Raw genomic sequence first — 18,996 nt, 5'->3', positions numbered from 1 at the left:
CATAGTAAGGTAAGCATTGCCTTACTTGATAGACCCACCCCGGAACCCCAGGTCCATGTCACAGCCGCTGAGGTTATGCTCACCTAAGCTGCTGGCGGGGCCGTCCGGTGGTCCGCCAACAGGGCTCCAGAGCACGGAAGATGCCCCGGTGGCACCACGGAAGACGACATGGAGACCGGCAAAGTGGCTTCAGGCAGAAGGCTTCGCACCACGGTGCTGGTGACACTGGTCGTCGCCCTCCTCGTCCTGCTGTCGCTGCTGTCGATCGCCCTGGGCGCGCTCAGCGTCCCGCTCGACCAGGTCGTGCGCTCGGTCCTCGGCCATCCACCCAGCCGCCTCGTCGACAACGTCATCTGGTCGGTGCGCGTGCCCCGCACCCTGCTCGGCCTGACGACGGGCGCCGCGCTCGGCCTGTCCGGCGCGCTGATGCAGGCCCTGACCCGAAATCCCCTCGCGGACCCGGGAATTCTCGGGGTGAGCGCGGGGGCGTCCTTCGCGATCGTCGTGGCGGTCGGGGTGTTCGGGGTGGCCTCGCTGTACGGCTATGTGTGGTTCGCGTTCGGCGGGGCGCTCGTCGCGAGTGTCGTGGTCTTCTTCCTGGGGCGGCTGGGCGGGTCCGGGGCCACACCGGTAAAACTGGCGCTCGCCGGGGTCGCGATCACCGCGCTGCTCCAGTCGTTCACCAGCGCCATCGTCCTCACCGACCAGGACGCGCTCGACCGCTACCGCTTCTGGTCGGCCGGCACCCTGGCCGACCAGGACTCCGGCGAGCTGGTGCGCATCCTGCCCTTCCTCGCCGTGGGCGCCGTGCTGGCCCTGTCCCTCGCGCCCGCCCTCAACAGCATGGCCCTCGGCGACGACGTGGCCGCCTCGCTGGGACGGCGGCTCGGTCTCGTACGACTCCAAGGGGTCACCGCCGTCGTGCTGTTGACCGGCGCGTCCGTCGCCGTCATCGGTCCCGTGGTCTTCCTCGGTCTGGTCGTCCCGCACATCGCGCGGGTCCTCGCGCAGTACGCCGGGATCGGCCCCGACTACCGGTGGCTGCTGCCGCTGTCCGCCGCGCTCGCGCCCGTGCTGCTGCTGTCCGCCGACATCCTGGGCCGGATGGTGGACCGCCCGACCGAGATCCAGGCCGGTGTCCTCGTCGCCTTCCTCGGCGGCCCGTTCTTCATCGTCCTGGTCCGCCGCCGGAAGCTCGCGGAGGTATGAGCGTGCCCGCACCACCGTCACCCGCCGTCCTGGGCAACCGGCCGTTCAGGCTGACCGTGCCCCCGGTGTCCGGCGTGCTGCGTCCACGCCTGCTGCTCACGGGAGTTGGCGTCGCGCTCGGCGTCTTTCTGCTGTTCTGCTGGGGCCTGACCATCGGCGACTATCCCGTGGCCTTCACGGACGTCATCCGGGCTCTGTGGGGGTCGGGCGACGCGGGCACGGTCATCGTCGTCCAGGATCTACGGCTGCCTCGTGCCCTGGTCGGGCTGCTGGTCGGCGTCGCCTTCGGCGTCTCCGGGGCCGTGTTCCAGACGATGACCCGCAATCCGCTGGCCAGCCCCGACATGATCGGGCTCACCGAGGGCGCCGGAACTGCCGTCGTGGCGGCGGTGGTTCTGGGCTGGACCGGCGGACTCGGGCTGTCCACGCTGGGGTTGCTCGGCGCGCTCGCCACCGCGCTCCTCGTGTACGCGCTGGCGTGGAAGGGCGGGGCCACCGGGTACCGCATCATCCTCGTCGGTATCGGGGTGTCCTGGATCTGCTCCAGCGCGACCAACTTCCTTGTGGCGCGCGGCAATCGGTTCGAGGCGGAGGCGGCCCTCGGCTGGCTGGTCGGCAACCTCAACGGCCGGACCTGGAACCAGGTGGACTCCCTGGCCATCGCCCTCGCCGTACTGCTGCCGATCACGCTGGGCATGGGCCGCTGGATGCGCACACTCATGCTCGGCGACGACGTAGCTGCCGGACTCGGCACACCCGTCCAACCCGTCCGGCTGGCACTGCTGTTGGCCGGTGTGGGCCTGGTCGCCTTCGGTACGGCGGCTGCCGGGCCGGTCGCCTTCGTCGCGCTGGCCTGCCCGCAGATCGCCCAGCGGCTGGCGGGCACCTCGTCGCCGCCCCCGCTCGTCTCCGGTCTCACCGGCGCGCTCGTCGTCCTCGGCTCCGATCTCCTCGCCCGCGAGGCGATCCCGGGGACGGAACTGCCGGTCGGGATCGTCACCGGCGCCCTCGGCGCGCCGGTCCTGCTGTGGCTGCTCATCCGCGCCAACCGCGCGGGCTCTGGAGGCTGATCGCATGTCGACCACCGACCCGCGCGCCCCGCGGACGTCCGAAGCACCGGCCCCGGGGCCCGAGTTGCGGGCACGTGATCTTCATCTCGCCTACGACGGGCGGCCCGTGGTCGAGAATCTGAACCTGACCGTGCCGACCGGCCGGATCACCGCCATCGTCGGCGCCAACGCCTGCGGGAAGTCAACCCTGTTGCGGGCGCTCGCCCGGCTACTGGCCCCGCGCCAGGGCGTGGTGGAACTGGACGGCGTCGCGCTGCGGTCGGTCCCCACCCGCGAACTGGCCCGCAAACTGGGCATCTTGCCGCAGACACCGGTGGCGCCGGAGGGCTTGACCGTGCTCGACCTGGTCGGCCGGGGCCGCTCCCCGCACCAGACCTGGTGGCGGCAGTGGTCGGCGGCCGACGAGGAAGCCGTGCACGCGGCCCTTGAGGCGACCAGCCTCACCGATCTCGCCGAGCGCCCGGTCGACGAACTCTCCGGCGGCCAGCGGCAGCGCGCGTGGATCGCCATGGCCGTCGCCCAGGGCACCCCGATCCTGCTCCTCGACGAGCCGACGACCTATCTCGACCTCGCCCACCAGATCGACGTACTCGACCTGATCACGGACCTCAACCGGCGCGAAGGCCGCACGATCGTGATGGTCCTGCACGACCTCAACCAGGCCTGCCGGTACGCCGATCACGTCATCGCCATGAAGGCCGGCCGTATCGTCGCCGAGGGCGCACCCGCCGACGTGGTCACCGAGGCGACCGTCGAGGACGTCTTCGACCTGCGCTGCCGGATCACGCCCGACCCGGTCAGCGGCACGCCGTTGGTGATCCCGCTGGGGCGGCACCACCACGACGGCGCCCCCCGGGCCGAGAAGTCCGAGCAGACCGAGGACGCCGTCACAACGCGGTGAGGGCAGCGCCGCGGGCGGGCAGGGGTACCCAGTCGCGGAAATGTGACACTCAGGTGGGCAAGTGTCACATTTCTCGAACCGCCACCCCCATCCCGCCCTACGCACCGGCAGTGTCCGCCCGCCGGCGCGGGTAAGCCCGCTCAGGGCCGGGACGTCAAGTACCCGCCCATCGTGCGGAAGTAGTCACCGGCCGCGTACTCGGTGCCGTCCTCCGTGCGCACCCGGCGCACCAACAGCCCCCGACTGCGCCCGGTGTGGGCCTCGGGGCCGGCCACTATGACCACGCCGTCGCCCTCGCGGATGAAGATCCGGCCCGGGGTGCCGCCGTAGCGACCCTCCGAGACGGCCGCGGAGACGATCCTGAGCCGCTCGCCGCGGTGGAAGGCGTACGCGTTCGGATACGGGTCCGACTGGGCCCGTACGAGACGCTCCAGGCGTTCCGCGGGCCAACTCCAGTCGATGCGGCTGTCCTCGGCCGAGCGCTTGTGGAAGAAGCTTGCACGGCCGCGGTCCTGCGGCACCCACTGGCCGGCGTCGCGGCCGGAGGCGATCAGGTCGAGCGACTCGCGCACGATGGGCGCGATGAGGTCGACGGTCCGGTGGAACAGGTCGGTAGCCGTGTCGGTGGGCCCGACCGGTACCGAGCGCTGGATCAGGACGTCCCCGGCATCGAGTTCGCCGTTCATGCGGTGCGCGGTGACGCCGACGCGCGGCTCGCCGTTGATGAGCGCCCAGATGATCGGCGAGAAGCCCGCGTACGACGGCAGCAGCGAGTCGTGGACGTTGAGTGTGCCGTTCGGCGGGAGGTCGAACAGCTCCGGCGGCAGCCAGGTGCGCCAGTTGTTGGCGACGATGATGTCCGGCCGGGCTTCCCGTACGGCGTCGAGCAGTTCGGCGTCGTCGGGGCGGTTGCGCAGCAGGACGGGGACGTCGTTCTTCTCGGCGAGTTCGGCGACGCTGTCGTCCCAGATCTTCTCGTAGGCATGCTCACTTTTCGGGTGGGTGACGACGAGAACGACCTCGTGGTCGGAGTCCAGCAACGCCTGCAGCGTGCGGTGACCCCAGGTCTGATAGCCGAGCATGACGACCCGCATGACGGTCCTTCCCTTCAACGACTCATTGCAAGGTAAGCCTTACCTTATCTAGCATTGGGCTGCCTGAGGGAGGCGATGCCACGGTGAAGTCACCGCTACTGGATTCCGAAGTGGTCCACGACATACTCGGAATCGGATTCGGTCCGTCAAATCTCGCTCTGTCCATAGCGGTTGAGGAGCACAACAAGAGCCTTCCGGCAGACAGCCGTCTCAACGCCCTGTTCCTGGAACGCCAGCCGCGCTTCGGCTGGCACCGGGGCATGCTGATCGACGACGCCACGATGCAGGTGTCGTTCCTCAAAGACCTGGTCACGCTGCGGAATCCGACCAGCGACTACAGCTTCCTCTGCTTCCTGCGCGAGCAGGGCAGACTGATCGACTTCCTGAACCAGAAGACCCTGTTCCCGCTGCGCGTGGAGTTCCACGAGTACTTCGAGTGGGCGGCGGAACGGGTCTCCCACCTGGTCTCCTACGGCAGCGAGGTCGTCGCCGTCGACCCGGTGCGCGGCGACGACGGCGAGATCGCCTACTTCGACGTCACCAGCCGCGACCCATCGGGTTCTGGTACGACGGTGACCCGGCGGGCCCGCAACATCAGCGTGGCGATGGGACTTGAGCCGCACGTCCCGCCCGGTCTCGAACTGGCCGAACGCATCTGGCACAACAGTGAGTTGATCCCCCGCGCGGCCCGACTCGCCGACGAGGGCAAGCCGGTGCAGCGGGCCATGGTGCTCGGCGCCGGGCAGAGCGCCGCCGAGGCGGTGGACTATCTGCACCGCACCTTCCCGGACGCCGAGGTGTGCTCGGTGTTCGCCAAATACGGCTACACCCCGGCCGACGACAGCCCGTTCGCGAACCGCATCTTCGACCCGGAGGCGGTGGACGTCTATTTCTCGGCCCCGTCCGAGGTCAAGCAGTCGCTCATCGACTACCACCGCTCGACCAACTACTCCGTGGTCGACATGGAGTTGATCGAGGCCCTGTACGCCACCGCCTACCGGGAGAAGGTGGCCGGCCGGGAACGGCTGCGCTTCCTCAACGTCTCCCGCATCCGCGCGGTCGACCCCGCGGCAGACGGCGGTCTCGACGTCGCCGTGGAGTTCCTGCCCACCGGCGAGAAGCAGGTGCTGTCCGCGGATGTGCTGGTGCTCGCCACGGGTTACCGTCCCCGCGACCTGAGTTCACTCCTCGGCGAGGCGGCGAAGCTCTGCCTGCGGGACGACGGTGACGAGGTCCGCGTGGGCCGAGACCACCGCGTCGAAACAGTGCCGGAGGTGACAGCCGGCCTCTACCTCCAGGGCGGCACGGAGCACACACACGGGCTCACCAGCACGCTGCTGTCAACGGTGGCGGTACGCGCGGAGGAGATCCACCGCTCGATACAGGCGACGAAACTGCCTGTCTGACGCCACCTGAACTCCCCGGGCCCGGAGGGTACGGCCCCTTCCGGGCCCGGGGCATTTTCTGTGCCGGGGGCTTTCTGTACCGGGGCGGGGTCTTACCCGTCCGGGGAGGAGTCTTTCGGGTGGGAGCGGGCGCCCTGCGGCGCTCGGCAATGATGATCAGGTCATCTAGCGGTCGCCGCAGACCAAACCTCGGTCAAATCAGGGGCGTTGAGGGGCGGCTCGCTCCGCGGTGTCGGAGACCGGGTTCGCCGAACACGTCTGCCACGCCTCGTACGGTCCTGACCGCCCCGCAGGTCGCCGCGATCCAGTCCACGGCCATCCGGTGGTCGTCGTGCGCGCGGTCGGCCACCGCGTCCGCGACGACGAAGGGCTCCATGTCCTGCATCCACGCGTCGGCCGCCGTCAGCAGCACCTGGGTGCGGGCGAACACCCCGACGATCACCGGCTGGTCGCGCCCCAACTCCGCGAGCCTGCGCCGCAGTCGGGTACCGGCGAAGGCGCTGAACCGCTTCGCGACGAGCACGCTGTCGCCGACCTGCGGGCGAATCGCGTCCACGACGTCGCGGGAGGCCTCGCCGCCTGGCAGGCGTGGATGCCCGAAGCTGGTCTCCCGGCCGTCCGGTTCCCGCTCGGCGGTCTTGAGGGTGTACAGGACAGGGATACCGGCCGCCCGCGCCGACTCCGTCAACAGGCCGACTCCGGCCAGGAGTTCACCGACCGGCGCGGAGGACTCCCGCAGGACGTGCAGGAAGTGGTTCTGGACGTTCAGGACCACCAGCGCCGCGCGACCGGGGTCGATGGCCCAGCCCGTCCGGTCCGGGGGCAGCGCGGCGGAACCGGGCATGACGTACGGGACCATGTCGGATGACGGCATACGCGTCGGCCTCTCACCGCTCGTCGGACGTCATGGAGCGACGTCGCGGGGTTACGTCGTGGGGTTGGAGAACACGGGACCGGACTGGACCGGACCGGCTCAGTAAGCCCCGTGAGTCCAGTGGCCGTTGGTCATCGTGGCGTGGACGGGCATCGCGCGCAGAGTCTCCGGATCGGCGTCCAGGGGATCCACGTCGACGACCACCAGGTCGGCCGGATCGCCGACCCTGATGAGCCGGCGTCCGCGGGCCGCGGCGACCAACGCGTCGGGGACGGACAGGCGTTGCTCCGGGTGCCAGGCGGGGCGTTCGTCGTCGGTGCGGTTGACGGCGGACGCGATGGCGAGCCAGGGGTCGAGCGGCGAGACCGGGGCGTCCGAGCCGAACTCCAGCCGGGCCCCTGCGGCGAGCAGGTCGCCGTAGGGGAAGGCGCGTTCGGTGCGTCCGGCCCAGTGCCGGTCCGCCACGTCACGGTCGTCCGTCGCGTGCCGGGGCTGTACGCCCGCCGTGACCCCCAACTCGGCGAAGCGCGGCAGGTCTTGGGGGCTCAGCAGCTGCGCGTGCTCGATCCGGCCGCGGCAGCGCACCACCTCGAAGGCGTCCAGGGCAACGGTGTTGGCGCGGTCACCGATGGCGTGCACGGCGGGTTCGATGCCGTGCGCGGCGGCGTGCCGCATGAGCCGTACGAGCTCGCCGGGGGCCGTCTCCTCGATGCCGTGGGCGCCGTCCGTGTCCTCAAGTCCCGGGTAGGGGTCGCGGCACAGGGCGGTACGGGTGTTGAGCGAACCGTCCGTGAAGAGCTTCAACGGCCCGACCCGAACCAGCCCGCCGTCCGCACCGACGGCGTCCCCCGTCCGCAGCCCGCGCTTGATCGCGGCGTCCAGGTAACTCGGATACACCGCGGCCGACACTCGTACGGCGGGCCGGAATTGGGCCGAGCGCCGTTCCCAGTCCCCCACCGTGTCGCCGAACTGGAAGTCGATGACACCGCTGACTCCGCGCGCCGCGGCGGCCCGGCATGCCTCCTCGATCCACCCGTCGACCACGTCGACCGGCGCGGCGGGCAGTGCGGACAGAACCTCGTGAGCTTCGTGTTCCCGAATCAGGCCGGTGGGGTGATCACCGCGCCCGACGAGGGCGAGGCAGGCGGAGTTGAGCCACGCCGCATGCAGATCGGCACTGACCAGAGCGACCGGCCGATCGGGCAACACCGCGTCCAGCAGCGCCTTGTGCGGGGCATCGGCCCACAGCCCGTCCCGGAACCCGTACCCGTAGAGCACCGTGCCGTCGCCCACCCCGGCCCGCTCCCGGACGAGATCGGCGACGGCCCGCGCGGACGCGGTACCGGCCAGGTCGAGCCGGTGCCGAGCACTCGCCCACTCCGCCAGGTGGACATGGGCGTCCCAGAGGCCGGGCAACAACACCCGCCCGTCCAGATCGAGTTGGCGCCCACCGCCAACCTCGACGCCCGAGCCCGCGCCCGTGTCCGTCTCCGGTACGACATGAGTGATCCGGCCGTCCGCCACCCGCACCCGGGCGAGCGGCCCACCGGCACCGAGCCGCACCCGGGTGAGGATCAGGGCGCTTGGGTTGTCCGCCATAAGGGCCTCCAGGGGAATGCCGAGGGCACTCCTCCAACGATTCCACCAAGTTAAGTAAGGCTTACCTTACCTCGTGGATCGTGCTCTCCGCCGCCTCCTTCACGTCGACACTCGTCCGCACCCGCAGATCCCCCGCCGAGGCCGCCACCCACACAGCCCGCCGCCCGCTCCCCAGCACCCACGCATGCCGCTTCGCGTCCCACGACGACAAAGTACGCGCATCGACATGCACGGTAACCCGCCGCCGCTCCCCGCCCCGCAGCACGAGTCGCTGATAGCCGCCCAACACCCGTACAGCCTGGTCGAGTTGGAGGTCCGGTGAGCGGCCGACGTACACCTGAGGCACGGCGACACCCTCCCGGCGCCCCGTGTTGCGGACCGTGAACGTCACGTCGAGCCCGCGCCCGTGCCCGTTCCACCGCGCCGACGCGTCCTCGTAGGAGAAGGAGGTGTACGAAAGTCCGTGCCCGAAGGGGTAGAGGGGCCGGACGCCCTCCGCGTCGTACCAGCGGTAGCCGACGTGGATGCCCTCCGAGTACTCCTCGATGCCGTTCACGCCGGGGTAGCGGAGGGGGTCGCCGGCGACGGGGTGGTGGGTGTCGTCGACCGGGAAGGACTGGGTGAGGCGGCCGCCGGGGTCGCAGTCGCCGAACAGGACGGCGGTCGTGGCGGCGGCGCCCTCCTGTCCCGGGTAGTACATCTGGAGCACCGCGCCGGTGCGTGCCAGCCACGGCATCGCCGTAGCGGACGAGGTGTTGAGGACCACCGTGGTGCGGGGGTTCGCGGCCGTCACCGCGTTGATCAAGTCGGCCTGGTTTCCGGGGAGTTCGAGGGTGGTGCGGTCGAGGCCCTCCGTGGCGTCCTCGTAGGCGAACAGGACGACACTGCGGGCGGCGCGCGCCGCGGTGACCGCCTCGGCCACGTCCTGGGCGCGGGTCGCGCCGGTGATGCGCCGCAGCCGGAACAGGAGTCCGGCGTCGCCGCCCTCGGCGGTGATCTTCAGGGTGTGGGTCCCCTGGCCGAGGGTGAGGGTCTTGCGGCGGACGGAGAGGCCGTCGGGGTCGGCCGAGACCAGGCCGCCGGAGAAGTACTCGCCGTATCCGGCCGCGACGGGAAACAACTCCGTGCCGTCGAGGAGGACTTGGGGGCGGGCGGTGGGGGCGGAGGAGAAGTGCAGGACGAACGTCCACTCGTCGGTCTCGGTCACGGTGAGCGAGCCGTCGTACTGCCAGCTCTTGCCCGCGTCCACCCGCCGGCCCTCGCTGTCGAAGGCGGGTGTGAGGGAGGACGCGGGGATGGCCTTGCCGAACAGGTCCTCGCCGAGCGCGTACGTGACCCGGGTCCGCGAACCGGCCCGCGCCCTGATCGCGTCGAGCGGGCTGTCCGCGTGGTCCGGCACGACGTGCGCGCTGCCGCCACCGCTGACGAAGGGCAGGGTGCCGGTGGGGCCGATCACCGCGATGGTGTCGCCGCTGGTCAGCGGAAGCGTGCGGTTCTCGTTGCGGAGCAAGGTGGCGCCCGCCTTGGCCACCTCCAGGGCGACGGCGACGCCGGCCTTCGCGTCGCGGGCGGGGCGCGGCGGCACGCTGCCGTCGAGGAGCCCGAACCGGTCCATGACGCCGAGGACGCGGCGCACCGCACGGTCGACGTACCGCTCGGGCAAACTGCCGTTCCGTACGGCCGACTTGAGCGGCACGTCGAAGTAGGTGCCGTCCGGCATCTCCATGTCGAGGCCGGCCGTGATCGCGGCGACGGTGCTGTGCGCGGCGAACCAGTCGGTCATCACCCAGCCCTCGAAGCCCCATTGACCACGCAGGATGTCGGTGAGGAGGGTCTTGTTCTCGCAGGCGAAGGTGCCGTTGACCTTGTTGTACGCGCCCATCACCGCGCCGGTGCCCGCCCCGACGGCCGCTTCGAAACCGCGCAACTCGATCTCGTGCATGGTCTGTTCGTCGACCCGCACGTCGATGGAGTCGCGGTCCTTCTCCTGGTTGTTCATCGCGAAGTGCTTGACGGTCGCGATGAGTCCCTCGCCCTGGATGCCCTTGATCTCGGCGGCGACCAGATCACCGGCGAGCAGCGGATCCTCGCTGAGGGTCTCGAAGTTGCGGCCCGCGTACGGGGTGCGGATGAGGTTGACCATCGGCGACAGCAGGACGTCCTGGCCCAGCGCGCGACCCTCCCGGCCCACGACCTGGCCGTAGCGGCGGGCGAGTTCGGGGTCGAAGGCGGAGGCGAGCAGGACGGGTGCCGGGAGGGCGGTGGCGTGTGCGGTGACGCGGACGCCGGCCGGTCCGTCGGTGAGCCGTAGCGGCGGGATCCTCAGGCGCGGGACGCCGGGGATGTAGCCGGCCTGGCCGAGCGAGTTCGGGTCGGTGGCGCCGTGCAGGAGGGAGATCTTCTCGTCGAGGGTGAGCCTGGCCAGGAGTCCTTCGACACGGGGACCGGCCCCCGTCTCGGGTCTGGCCTGCGCGTACGCGTGCGACGGGGAGACGAGTCCGGTGGTGGCCGCGCTGGCGACCGCGACCGCGCCGCCCAGCAGACGCAGGGCGGATCGCCGGGACACGGTGTCGGTCATGAGCCGTCACTCCTTCGTCCTTCGGTGTGCGGTCCACGACGTCGTGGACCGCGGATGCGCCTAGGTGCCTCGTTCCGTGTTCGGCATCCGAACGCACCATGCGTCCCTACCGACTTGACGTCCCGTCAGACACCACTGGCGCGGCCGGAAAACTATGACCGTCACTGACTCGTGTCAATGACACGCACAGGAATCGGCCGCGCGGCCACGAGAACCGAAGGGTGAAAGAGTCGCGGGGCCACCCTGGTGGGGTGGCCCCGCGAGTCAGTGCAGCGCCGGGACGAGGGAGGTGACGGTGTCCACGACAGCCGCCACGACCGTCGTCAGCGGCTCCGCGGCGACGGCGATGCCGCCGGTTCCGCCACCCGCGGGTGCGGGCTCCGGCGCCGGTTCGTCGCAGCAGGCGACCTGCGCGGCGCGGGGCGTGTACTGCGGCTGGTCCTGTTGCGGAAGGTTCGAGAGAGGAGGCGGCGGTACGTCGCCCTGGGCGCCCTCGGGCGGCACGGGCGCATCCGGTGCGCCGTCCCCCGGCGCCCCACTCTTCCCCGTCCCCTTCCCCTCCGCGCCGCCCTTTCCGTTCGGTTCGCCCTGCTTCACCCGTGCGTCGGCGGCGGATTCCAGCGCCCAGCGCTGCCGGGCGGACCCGTCCCGGTCCGTGACCACGACCCGCGCCCCGGCCTTCGCGCTCGCTGGAGCGACGGCCAGCCCCTGGCTCCAGCGGAGCAGGAACTCGCCGCGCACCGTCAGGTCGTAGTGCACCTCCCCCGCGTGCACCAGGCACCCGGCCAGCGTGACCGTGCGCGCGGTGGTGTCGGCGTCGAGGCAGAGGCCCGGGTCGGTGAGGCTGCGCAGCAGGCCGTCCTGGTCGTACGACCACTGCTGCGACTCGGCGGTCGAGCACGTCGCCATGGTGACGGCGGCGCCGGACCGCACCTGGCGACCCGGGATGTCGAGGCACAGGCCGGAGGCGAGGCTGCGCAGGACGCCCTGCTGGACGACTCCCGCGACTCCCCCGGCGGCCGACGCGGAGGCGGCGGAACCGTCCGACGAGGGCGCGCCGACAGGGCTCGGACGGGTCGAACTGCCAGTGGCGGCGCCCCAAGTGACGTGCGGACCAGGCGTGTTGCCCCCCTCGGACCAGCCCTTGGTGGCGAGCACGGTCGCGAGCAGGGCCAGCGAGGTCAGGCCCACGCCCACGAGTGCGGCCTTGGGGTGCCTGCGCGGGAAGGTGAGGCGGCCGTCCGGCGTGGGGCGGTGCCGGCCCATCGGACGGCCGGCGGCGCGGGCGGCGCTCTCGGGGGTCTCGCGGCCGGGCCGTGAGTCGAGGTAGCGGCGGGCGCCCCAGCCGAGGACGGTCTCGGCGAGCAGTACTTCGAGACCGCCGTCGAAATGACTCAACTGCTCTGCCGCGAAACGGCAGTAGCGGCACGTCATGAGATGCCGTTGCACATCGGGCAACAGGCCGCCGCCGCGGCGGATCGGGACGTCGAGGAGCCGGTTGTAGTGACGGCATTCCGCGGTCGGCGCGAGTTCCTTATGGGCACGTGCACAGCCCTGCCGGAATTGCTCTCGCGCCTGGTCCAGCGCGGCAGTCGCGGTGAGCTCGTCCACGCCCAGCAGACCGGCCGGTACGGATATGGGTTCGGCTTCGACCTCGGAGTGCCACAGCAGGCATTGGGAGGCACCGGACAGCGCGCCGAAAGCACGTTCCGCGAGCTTCCGCCTTTCGGGGGTGCCGGGCCTCGCCGCGCGTAGACCTCGGGCGCCAGTGGGTTTACGAAGTTCCGGCAGCACGGCGGCAATTCGCTCCTCCGCCGACCACTTCTTCACCATCTCCCTTACCGCGACGAGGAGTTGGGGACGCAGAGCGCCGCCGGTGGCACGGCCCGCCAGGACCTGGTGGAAGGCGGCGCTGGCCACCATGGACGCCGAACTGTCGGCGGTGGCCAGGCAGATGACGGCATATTCGCTTGTCGCCTGCCAGTGTCGTGCCAGCAGCAGTGCCACGGCACGGGTGCCCGCCGCCTTATCGCCGAGTTGCGCCACGAGATTGCGGTCGGACTCCCCCGGGCTCGATCCGGGGCGGGGCGGGAAGGGCGGGCGTGGGGGGTTGGGGGATTGCACGGAACCATTTCCTTCCAAGCCGCAGGACGGCACACGGAATGACCGACCTCGGAAAGCAGGTGCTTGATTGGTGCATACCTATGAGATGCCAGAAGGTGCCGGAAGGGACGCTGACCATTGCCTTCCGATGTCTACTGACAGCCGGTCTCACGGGGTGGCTCACACTCGCACAAGCCGCTGACAGGAAACAAGGAGTTCGAGTGACCGATGTTCAAAACGCTGAGAATTCAGATTGGTTACCGGCGGTATCCACAGGCGTCTCCACCAAATCTCCAACTCCCGCGCGAACTAAGGGCGGCCCACAGGGAACTCCGAGGTTTCTCTCGGGGTGCTCTCATCGCCGCACGCCACCATGGGCCGCATGATCACCCCCCACTCTTCAGCCACCCCCGCACCCGCCCCCACGCCCTCCCCCGCCCCCACGGTCCGCAAGGCGGTCGTGCCGGCCGCCGGGCTCGGCACGCGGTTCCTGCCCGCGACGAAGGCGACACCGAAGGAGATGCTCCCGGTCGTCGACAAGCCCGCGATCCAGTACGTCGTCGAGGAGGCCGCCGCGGCCGGGCTCGACGACATCCTGATGGTCACCGGCCGGCACAAGCGCGCCATCGAGGACCACTTCGACCACGCCTTCGAACTCGAACAGGCCCTGGCCGCCAAGGGCGACACCGTGCGCCTGGACGCCGTACGCGATCCCGCACGCCTCGCCGACATCCACCACATCCGCCAGGGCGACCCGCTCGGCCTCGGGCACGCGGTGCTGTGCGCCCGCCACCACGTCGGCGACCAGCCCTTCGCGGTCCTTCTCGGCGACGACCTGATCGACCCACGCGAGACCCTGCTCAGCCAGATGCTGGACGTCCGCGAGCGCTACGCCGGCAGCGTGGTCGCCCTCATGGAAGTCCCGGAGGAATCAGTCCACTTGTACGGCTGCGCAGCCGTGGAGCCGACCGGCGAGGAGGGTGTCGTACGGGTCACCGGCCTGGTCGAGAAGCCGTCCCGCGAGGACGCCCCGAGCCGCTACGCCGTCATCGGCCGCTACGTCCTCGACCCCGCGATCTTCCCCACCCTGGAGCGCACCCCGCCCGGCCGCGGCGGCGAGATCCAACTCACCGACGCCCTCCAGGAGTTGGCCGCCGAGGGCACGGTCCACGGAGTCGTCTTCAAGGGCCTGCGCTACGACACCGGCGACAAGGCCGACTACCTGCGCACGGTGGTCCGGCTGGCCTGCGACCGCGACGACCTGGGACCCGAATTCGTCGCCTGGCTCAAGGAGTTCGTGGCGGGACTGGAGAGCGCCGGACAGCCTGGCGAGAGCGACGGCGCGCGCATCGCGGCCTGAGTCTCACGCACACGAGGGCCCGGTCATCGGCAGGCGATGACCGGGCCCTCGTAGCGGAGTCGGTCGGCCGTGGGCAACAACCGGACCTCGTACCGAAGTTGAGCTGTTCAGCCGTTCGGGCGGAGGGTCCAGATGACCGTCATCTCGCCCGTGACGGCGCCGTCCTCGCGCTGGATGGCGACGGTGACCGGGAACTCGGGGCGCTCGCCCGCGTCGAGCTCGGCGACGACGTCGGCGGCGGGGCGGCCGAGGGTCGCGGTGGCCTTCACCGGGCCGAGGGCGATCTTCTTGAACGCGATCTCGGCGTTGACCGGGAGCGGCACGGCCCGCGAGAGCTGGTCGCCGAAGGCGGCGAGGACGATCGCGCCGCTGGCGGACTCGCCGAGGGTGAACATGGCACCGGCGTGCGGCCCGCCGACGTGGTTGCGGTACTCGCTCTGATCCGGCAGGGCCAGCACGGCCCGCTCCGGACTGGTCTCCAGGTACTCCAGGTTCAGCGTGCGAACCATCGGCACCGTCGCGGCGAGCAGCTCGCCGATGGACATCTGATCTGCGCTCATGGAAGGCATGTTACCCACGAGTAGCCACGTCTGGCCAGATGTGTGCGCCCGCACACACCCCGCACCCACCGCCTGCCCGCCATTCAGCCACGAAGTTGGTACGACCCTGACAAGGGGCGGTGACCCAACCGTGTCCGACGCCGGACTAGGGTTACTGCCCATGTGGCCAGGACAGCAGCCGCCCGGGGGCGAGCAGAACCCGCAGGACAACCCGTACCAGCAGCCGGGGTACCAACAGCCGAATCCGTATCAGCAGCCCGGCTACCAGCAGCCCAGTCCCTATGGGCAGCAGCCGCAGTGGGGCGCTCCGGGTTCCGCCGGCGGACCGCAGCCGCCACAGCCACCGCAGGGCGGGGGCGGCGGGAACCGGACGAAGCTGGTCGCGATCATCGCGGCGACGGCCGTCGTCGTGGCCGCGGGTGTGACCGGTTTCCTGGTGCTCGGCGGCAACAAGGACGACAAGGCGGACGGCGGCAAGGACAAATCGAGCCGGTCGCCGTCGACGTCCGCGGACCCGAGTGCCTCTTCCTCCGGTTCGGACGACAACCCGCGCGGCAACGAGACCGAGAAGCCGACGATCGCGGGCTGGAAGGTCGTCGTCAACCAGAAGTACGGCACCGCCTTCGACGTCCCCCCCACCTGGGAGGTCGGCAAGCCGGGCACCTTCAGCTTCTTCGAGGACGAGGTGAAGGGCGACGGCTCCCCGTACATCGGCTTCTCGGCGCCCGCCTATCTCAAGGAGAACTGGTGCGAGTCAGACGACAACAAGGACGGCACGAAGGAGACTTCGTCGCTGGCGTCGAGCGGCACCAAGGGCGAGGACGGCGCGAAGGACACGGCCAGCACCGCGCGCGGTGACGCGGCCTCGTTCGCGTTCGGCGGGTACACGGACCAGAAGGACTCGTCCAAGAAGTACCTGAAGATCGGCGCGGCCAAGCCGTACACGACGAAGTCGGGTGTCGCCGGCAGCGTCGCCACCTCGTACACGTCCGGCGTCCCGAAGACGGGCAAGTGCTCCTCCGACGGCAAGGCGACGACGTTCGCCTTCAAGAACTCGGCGGACGACTTCGTCTCCTGGACGCTCTACGGCGCGAAGGGCGTGAGCGAGGAGATCCCCGACGCCACGATCCAGAAGATCCTGAGCACCGTACGACTGCACGGGGACCCGACGGGCTCAACCAGCTGACAGCCGTGGGCCGTTGACCACTGGCCGTTGACCATTGGCCCTTGGCCGTTGGCCGTTGGCCGTTTGGCTTGATTCTGGCGGCAATCTGTTTGGCAGGGTGTGGCGTGGGCGGCGATAGTCGGCCGGTGACCGTCGCACCCGCCCCCGCTGCTCCCCGTCGACCGCGCCGACCCGACTGGGCGGGCCGCAACTACACCCTGCTGACCGCCGCCGCGGTGGCGACCGGTCTCGGGGGCAACGGCGCGCTGATCGCGTCGGCGTTCGCGGTGCTGGACGCGGATGGCGACAGCGGTGACGTGGGTCTGGTGGCCGCCTCGCGCACGCTGCCGCTGGTGCTGTTCCTGCTGATCGGCGGCGCGATCTCGGACCGGGTTCCGCGCCACCACGTCATGGTCGCGGCGAACGCCCTCAGCTGCGTCTCGCAGGCGGCCTTCGCGGTTCTCGTCCTCACCGGCGAGCCGCGCCTCTGGCAGATGATGCTGCTGACCGCGCTGGGCGGCACCGGCCAGGCGTTCTTCGGCCCGGCGGCCGAGGGCATGCTCATGTCCACGGTGAGCGGCGAACAGGCGGGCCGGGCCTTCGCGGTCTTCCGGATGGCGATGCAGGGCGCGTCGTTGGGCGGCGCGGCGCTCGGCGGCGCACTGGTCGCGGCGGTCGGCCCGGGCTGGGTGCTCGCGGTCGACGCGACGGCGTTCGCGGTGGCCGGCGGAGTCCGCTCCTTCCTCGACGTGAGCCACATCCCGCCGCGGGCGCCGGGCGGCGGCATGGTCGCCGATCTCCGGGACGGCTGGCGGGAGTTCACCGGCCGCTCGTGGTTGTGGTCCATCGTCGTGGCCTTCTCCATCGCCAACGCGGTCGTCGGCGCGGCGGACGCGGTCTACGGCCCACTCGTCGCCCGCGACAGCCTCGGCGGCGCGGGCCCGTGGGGCCTGGCCCTGGCGGCATTCGGCGCGGGCACGGTAGCCGGCGCCCTGTTGATGACCCGCTGGAAACCCCGCCGCCTGCTTCTCGCCGGCATGCTCGGCATCTTCCCGCTGGCCCTCCCGTCCGCCGCGCTCGCCGTCCCGGTCCCGATCGGCGTCCTGTTCGCGGTGATGTTCGTCGCGGGCACGACGGTCGAGATCTTCGGGGTGAGCTGGATGACCGCCCTGCACCAGGAAATCCCCGAGAACAAACTCTCCCGCATCTCCGCCTACGACTGGTTCGGCTCCATCGCCCTGATGCCACTCGCCGCAGCGGCGGCGGGCCCGACGGAGTCCGCCTTCGGGCGTACGGCGGCGCTGTGGGGGTGCGCGGCGCTGGTCACGGTGGTGACGGGGGCGGTGCTGTGTGTACCGGAGGTTCGGAATCTGCGGCGGCGGGGTGGGGCGGGGGACGGGAAGGGGGTGGCCGGGGGTGCGGGTGGGGCGGTTGATGATGTGGGGCGGGCGGTGGAGGGACTTGGGTGAGGGGGATTGGGTGAGGGGGGGATTGGGTGATGGCGGGGATTGGGTGGGGGGCGGGGTGCGTGTGGGGCGGTGGAGTGCCTTGAGGTGGGGCTGAGTTCGGGGTGTGGGGGGAGGGTGAGCGGGGCTGTGGGTCGGCGCGTTGAGGTGGCGCGGTACGGCGCTCTCGTCGCGGGTGGCTCGCGTACTGCCGGTGAAGTCCCTTAACGCAGGCTCGTGTTCGGGGCACGGCGGAAAGGCGTCCCAGGGCGCAAGGGACGGCACAGCATCCTCATTGCGCACCGGCCACGCACGGCCGACGAACTCCCTTATCGCAGGCCCGTGTTCAAGCCGCGCCGGGAAAACGTGCGGGACCACGAGAGCCCGGTCAGCCAATCCCCACCATGGACCGGCCGCGCTCCGCCCCGCCCCACCTAATAACTCCCCCAGCCCGAGCCGCCGTTCGAGCTGCGCCAGGCAGACCTGCCGGGCCAGGAGCCAGCTCAGCCGATGCCGAACGCGCCCTCAGGAGGCTCCGGCGACGGGACGGCATCCTCATCCTGGACCGGCCGCGCCCCGCCGATGAAGTCCCGTAGCGCAGAGCCGTGTTCGAGCCGTGCCGGGAACGCGTCCGAGGCAACGAGGCGGGTCAGGGGCGCCCTCTCGATCGGGTGGTGCGCGGCGACGAGTACCGCGTTGCCGAAGCGGCGGCCTCGCAGTACGCCCGGTTCCGCGATCAGCGCCAGTTCCTGGAACACCGTGCCGAACGTGGCGAGTTGGGCGCGCAGGAAGGTGAAGGGGGCGGCGTCCGCGAGGTTGGCCAGGTAGACGCCGTCGGTGCGCAGGACACGCTCGGCTTCGCGGGCGTACGCCACGGACGTGAGGTGCGCCGGAACCCGTGAACCGCCGAAGACATCGGCGACGATCACGTCCGCCGAACCGTCCGGCGCCGCTTCCAGCCAGGCGCGGGCATCCGCACCGTGCACGGTGACACCGGCACCGTCCGGCACCGTCAGGTGCTCGGCGACCAACTCCAGCAGCCCCAGGTCGGCCTCGACCACGTCCTGCCGCGAACCTGGCCGGGTCGCCGCGACGTACCGGGGCAACGTGAGCGCCCCTCCGCCCAGGTGCAGTACATCCAGCGGACGCCTCGGTTCCGCGAGGGTGTCCAGCACATGCCCGAGCCGCCGCGTGTACTCGAACTCCAGGTGCGTCGGCGCGTCCAGGTCCACGTAGGACTGCGGCGCCCCGTCGACGGTCAGCAACCAGGCCCGCTCCCGATCCACGTCGGGCATGAGCTTGGCGACCCCGTGATCTACGTCCCGGGTCACGGGTATCGGCTCGTTCACGGGTCCATTGTGCCGGGGTGGTGGGACGGAAGGTGACGCGGCGGGGTGGTCGTGGGCTCGTGCGGGGGCTGGCTGTGGGGGCACTGGAGTGTGGGTGGGGCGCGGACGTGCGGGTAGGCACTGACGTGCGGGACGCGGGCGCGAGCCGCGCGGCTCATTCCGGTGAGCGTGTGCCGGGGTAATCCCGGCACCGTGCGCCCCCGCGCAGGCCAGTTCATCGCCGATACCCACACAGCCCGCATCCTCCAGTCAGCCCCGGCGATCAGCACCGCCAGCCGTCAGC

Annotated in this window: 14 protein-coding genes; 7 read left to right on the top strand and 7 right to left on the bottom strand. The window is 70.9% G+C overall.

Going from position 1 to position 18,996, the window contains the following annotated elements; all coding sequences use genetic code 11:
• Positions 1-168 precede the first annotated feature (168 nt).
• From OG226_RS40705 to OG226_RS40695, 3 genes are read left to right on the top strand one after another with little or no spacing between them, the layout of a single operon-like run.
• Positions 169-1,209 (top strand): FecCD family ABC transporter permease, encoded by a 1,041-nt coding sequence (locus OG226_RS40705; RefSeq protein WP_266869321.1) that lies wholly within the window; start codon positions 169-171, stop codon positions 1,207-1,209.
• On the top strand, positions 1,206-2,279 hold the full coding sequence (locus OG226_RS40700; RefSeq protein WP_328684710.1) for a FecCD family ABC transporter permease: 1,074 nt from the start codon (positions 1,206-1,208) through the stop codon (positions 2,277-2,279). Before OG226_RS40705 ends, OG226_RS40700 begins: the two co-directional genes overlap by 4 nt.
• Positions 2,280-2,283: 4 nt before the next feature.
• On the top strand, positions 2,284-3,180 hold the full coding sequence (locus OG226_RS40695; RefSeq protein ID WP_329351757.1) for an ABC transporter ATP-binding protein: 897 nt from the start codon (positions 2,284-2,286) through the stop codon (positions 3,178-3,180).
• A gap of 140 nt (positions 3,181-3,320) precedes the next feature.
• Here OG226_RS40695 and OG226_RS40690 read toward each other — a convergent pair whose 3' ends face one another.
• Entirely contained in the window at positions 3,321-4,274 is a 954-nt protein-coding gene (locus tag OG226_RS40690) for a methionyl-tRNA formyltransferase (protein ID WP_329351755.1), read from the bottom strand.
• An 83-nt stretch (positions 4,275-4,357) separates the two neighbouring features.
• Between OG226_RS40690 and OG226_RS40685 the strand changes: the two genes are divergently transcribed.
• On the top strand, positions 4,358-5,680 hold the full coding sequence (locus tag OG226_RS40685) for a lysine N(6)-hydroxylase/L-ornithine N(5)-oxygenase family protein (protein ID WP_329351753.1): 1,323 nt from the start codon (positions 4,358-4,360) through the stop codon (positions 5,678-5,680).
• Positions 5,681-5,873: 193 nt separating this feature from the next.
• Here the strand turns inward: OG226_RS40685 and OG226_RS40680 are convergent, their stop codons facing one another.
• From OG226_RS40680 to OG226_RS40665, 4 genes are all read right to left on the bottom strand, one after another.
• Positions 5,874-6,554 carry an isochorismatase family protein gene (locus tag OG226_RS40680; RefSeq protein WP_328684706.1) on the bottom strand — a complete coding sequence of 227 codons (681 nt, stop codon included), beginning with the start codon at positions 6,552-6,554 and terminating at the stop codon, positions 5,874-5,876.
• A gap of 99 nt (positions 6,555-6,653) precedes the next feature.
• Positions 6,654-8,153, bottom strand: coding sequence for an amidohydrolase (locus OG226_RS40675; RefSeq protein ID WP_329351751.1), 1,500 nt, complete (start codon positions 8,151-8,153; stop codon positions 6,654-6,656).
• Positions 8,154-8,214: 61 nt separating this feature from the next.
• Positions 8,215-10,731: a beta-glucosidase family protein gene (locus OG226_RS40670; RefSeq protein WP_328684704.1), complete on the bottom strand. Its 2,517-nt coding sequence runs from the start codon at positions 10,729-10,731 to the stop codon at positions 8,215-8,217.
• Positions 10,732-10,995: 264 nt separating this feature from the next.
• Complete coding sequence (locus OG226_RS40665; protein WP_443066948.1) at positions 10,996-12,855, bottom strand: RICIN domain-containing protein; 1,860 nt, start codon at positions 12,853-12,855, stop codon at positions 10,996-10,998.
• 361 nt (positions 12,856-13,216) lie between these two features.
• On the opposite strand from OG226_RS40665, the gene galU reads away from it, so the two are divergent.
• On the top strand, positions 13,217-14,194 hold the full coding sequence (gene galU / locus OG226_RS40660) for a UTP--glucose-1-phosphate uridylyltransferase GalU (protein WP_328684703.1): 978 nt from the start codon (positions 13,217-13,219) through the stop codon (positions 14,192-14,194).
• Positions 14,195-14,301: 107 nt separating this feature from the next.
• Here the strand turns inward: galU and OG226_RS40655 are convergent, their stop codons facing one another.
• Positions 14,302-14,739, bottom strand: coding sequence for a DUF4442 domain-containing protein (locus OG226_RS40655; protein ID WP_327407361.1), 438 nt, complete (start codon positions 14,737-14,739; stop codon positions 14,302-14,304).
• Positions 14,740-14,914: 175 nt separating this feature from the next.
• On the opposite strand from OG226_RS40655, the gene OG226_RS40650 reads away from it, so the two are divergent.
• Both OG226_RS40650 and OG226_RS40645 read left to right on the top strand, forming a co-directional pair.
• Positions 14,915-15,940, top strand: a complete 1,026-nt coding sequence (locus OG226_RS40650) for a hypothetical protein (RefSeq protein ID WP_328684702.1) — start codon at positions 14,915-14,917, stop codon at positions 15,938-15,940.
• A gap of 125 nt (positions 15,941-16,065) precedes the next feature.
• On the top strand, positions 16,066-17,388 hold the full coding sequence (locus OG226_RS40645; RefSeq protein WP_328684701.1) for an MFS transporter: 1,323 nt from the start codon (positions 16,066-16,068) through the stop codon (positions 17,386-17,388).
• A gap of 479 nt (positions 17,389-17,867) precedes the next feature.
• Here OG226_RS40645 and OG226_RS40640 read toward each other — a convergent pair whose 3' ends face one another.
• Positions 17,868-18,713, bottom strand: coding sequence for a spermidine synthase (locus OG226_RS40640; RefSeq protein WP_328684700.1), 846 nt, complete (start codon positions 18,711-18,713; stop codon positions 17,868-17,870).
• Positions 18,714-18,996: the final 283 nt, after the last annotated feature.

The sequence above is a fragment of the Streptomyces sp. NBC_01261 genome (assembly GCF_036226385.1).
Taxonomy (GTDB): domain Bacteria; phylum Actinomycetota; class Actinomycetes; order Streptomycetales; family Streptomycetaceae; genus Streptomyces.
This window is presented reverse-complemented; position numbering and strand designations above follow the sequence as displayed.

Coding starts and splice junctions, on each gene's coding strand:
- OG226_RS40650 (WP_328684702.1), top strand. CDS start 14,915: ATGTGGCCAGGACAGCAGCCGCCCGGGGGCGAGCAGAACCCGCAGGAC.
- OG226_RS40670 (WP_328684704.1), bottom strand. CDS start 10,731: ATGACCGACACCGTGTCCCGGCGATCCGCCCTGCGTCTGCTGGGCGGC.
- OG226_RS40655 (WP_327407361.1), bottom strand. CDS start 14,739: ATGTCCATCGGCGAGCTGCTCGCCGCGACGGTGCCGATGGTTCGCACG.
- OG226_RS40690 (WP_329351755.1), bottom strand. CDS start 4,274: ATGCGGGTCGTCATGCTCGGCTATCAGACCTGGGGTCACCGCACGCTG.
- OG226_RS40705 (WP_266869321.1), top strand. CDS start 169: ATGGAGACCGGCAAAGTGGCTTCAGGCAGAAGGCTTCGCACCACGGTG.
- OG226_RS40680 (WP_328684706.1), bottom strand. CDS start 6,554: ATGCCGTCATCCGACATGGTCCCGTACGTCATGCCCGGTTCCGCCGCG.
- OG226_RS40695 (WP_329351757.1), top strand. CDS start 2,284: ATGTCGACCACCGACCCGCGCGCCCCGCGGACGTCCGAAGCACCGGCC.
- OG226_RS40675 (WP_329351751.1), bottom strand. CDS start 8,153: ATGGCGGACAACCCAAGCGCCCTGATCCTCACCCGGGTGCGGCTCGGT.
- OG226_RS40700 (WP_328684710.1), top strand. CDS start 1,206: ATGAGCGTGCCCGCACCACCGTCACCCGCCGTCCTGGGCAACCGGCCG.
- galU (WP_328684703.1), top strand. CDS start 13,217: ATGATCACCCCCCACTCTTCAGCCACCCCCGCACCCGCCCCCACGCCC.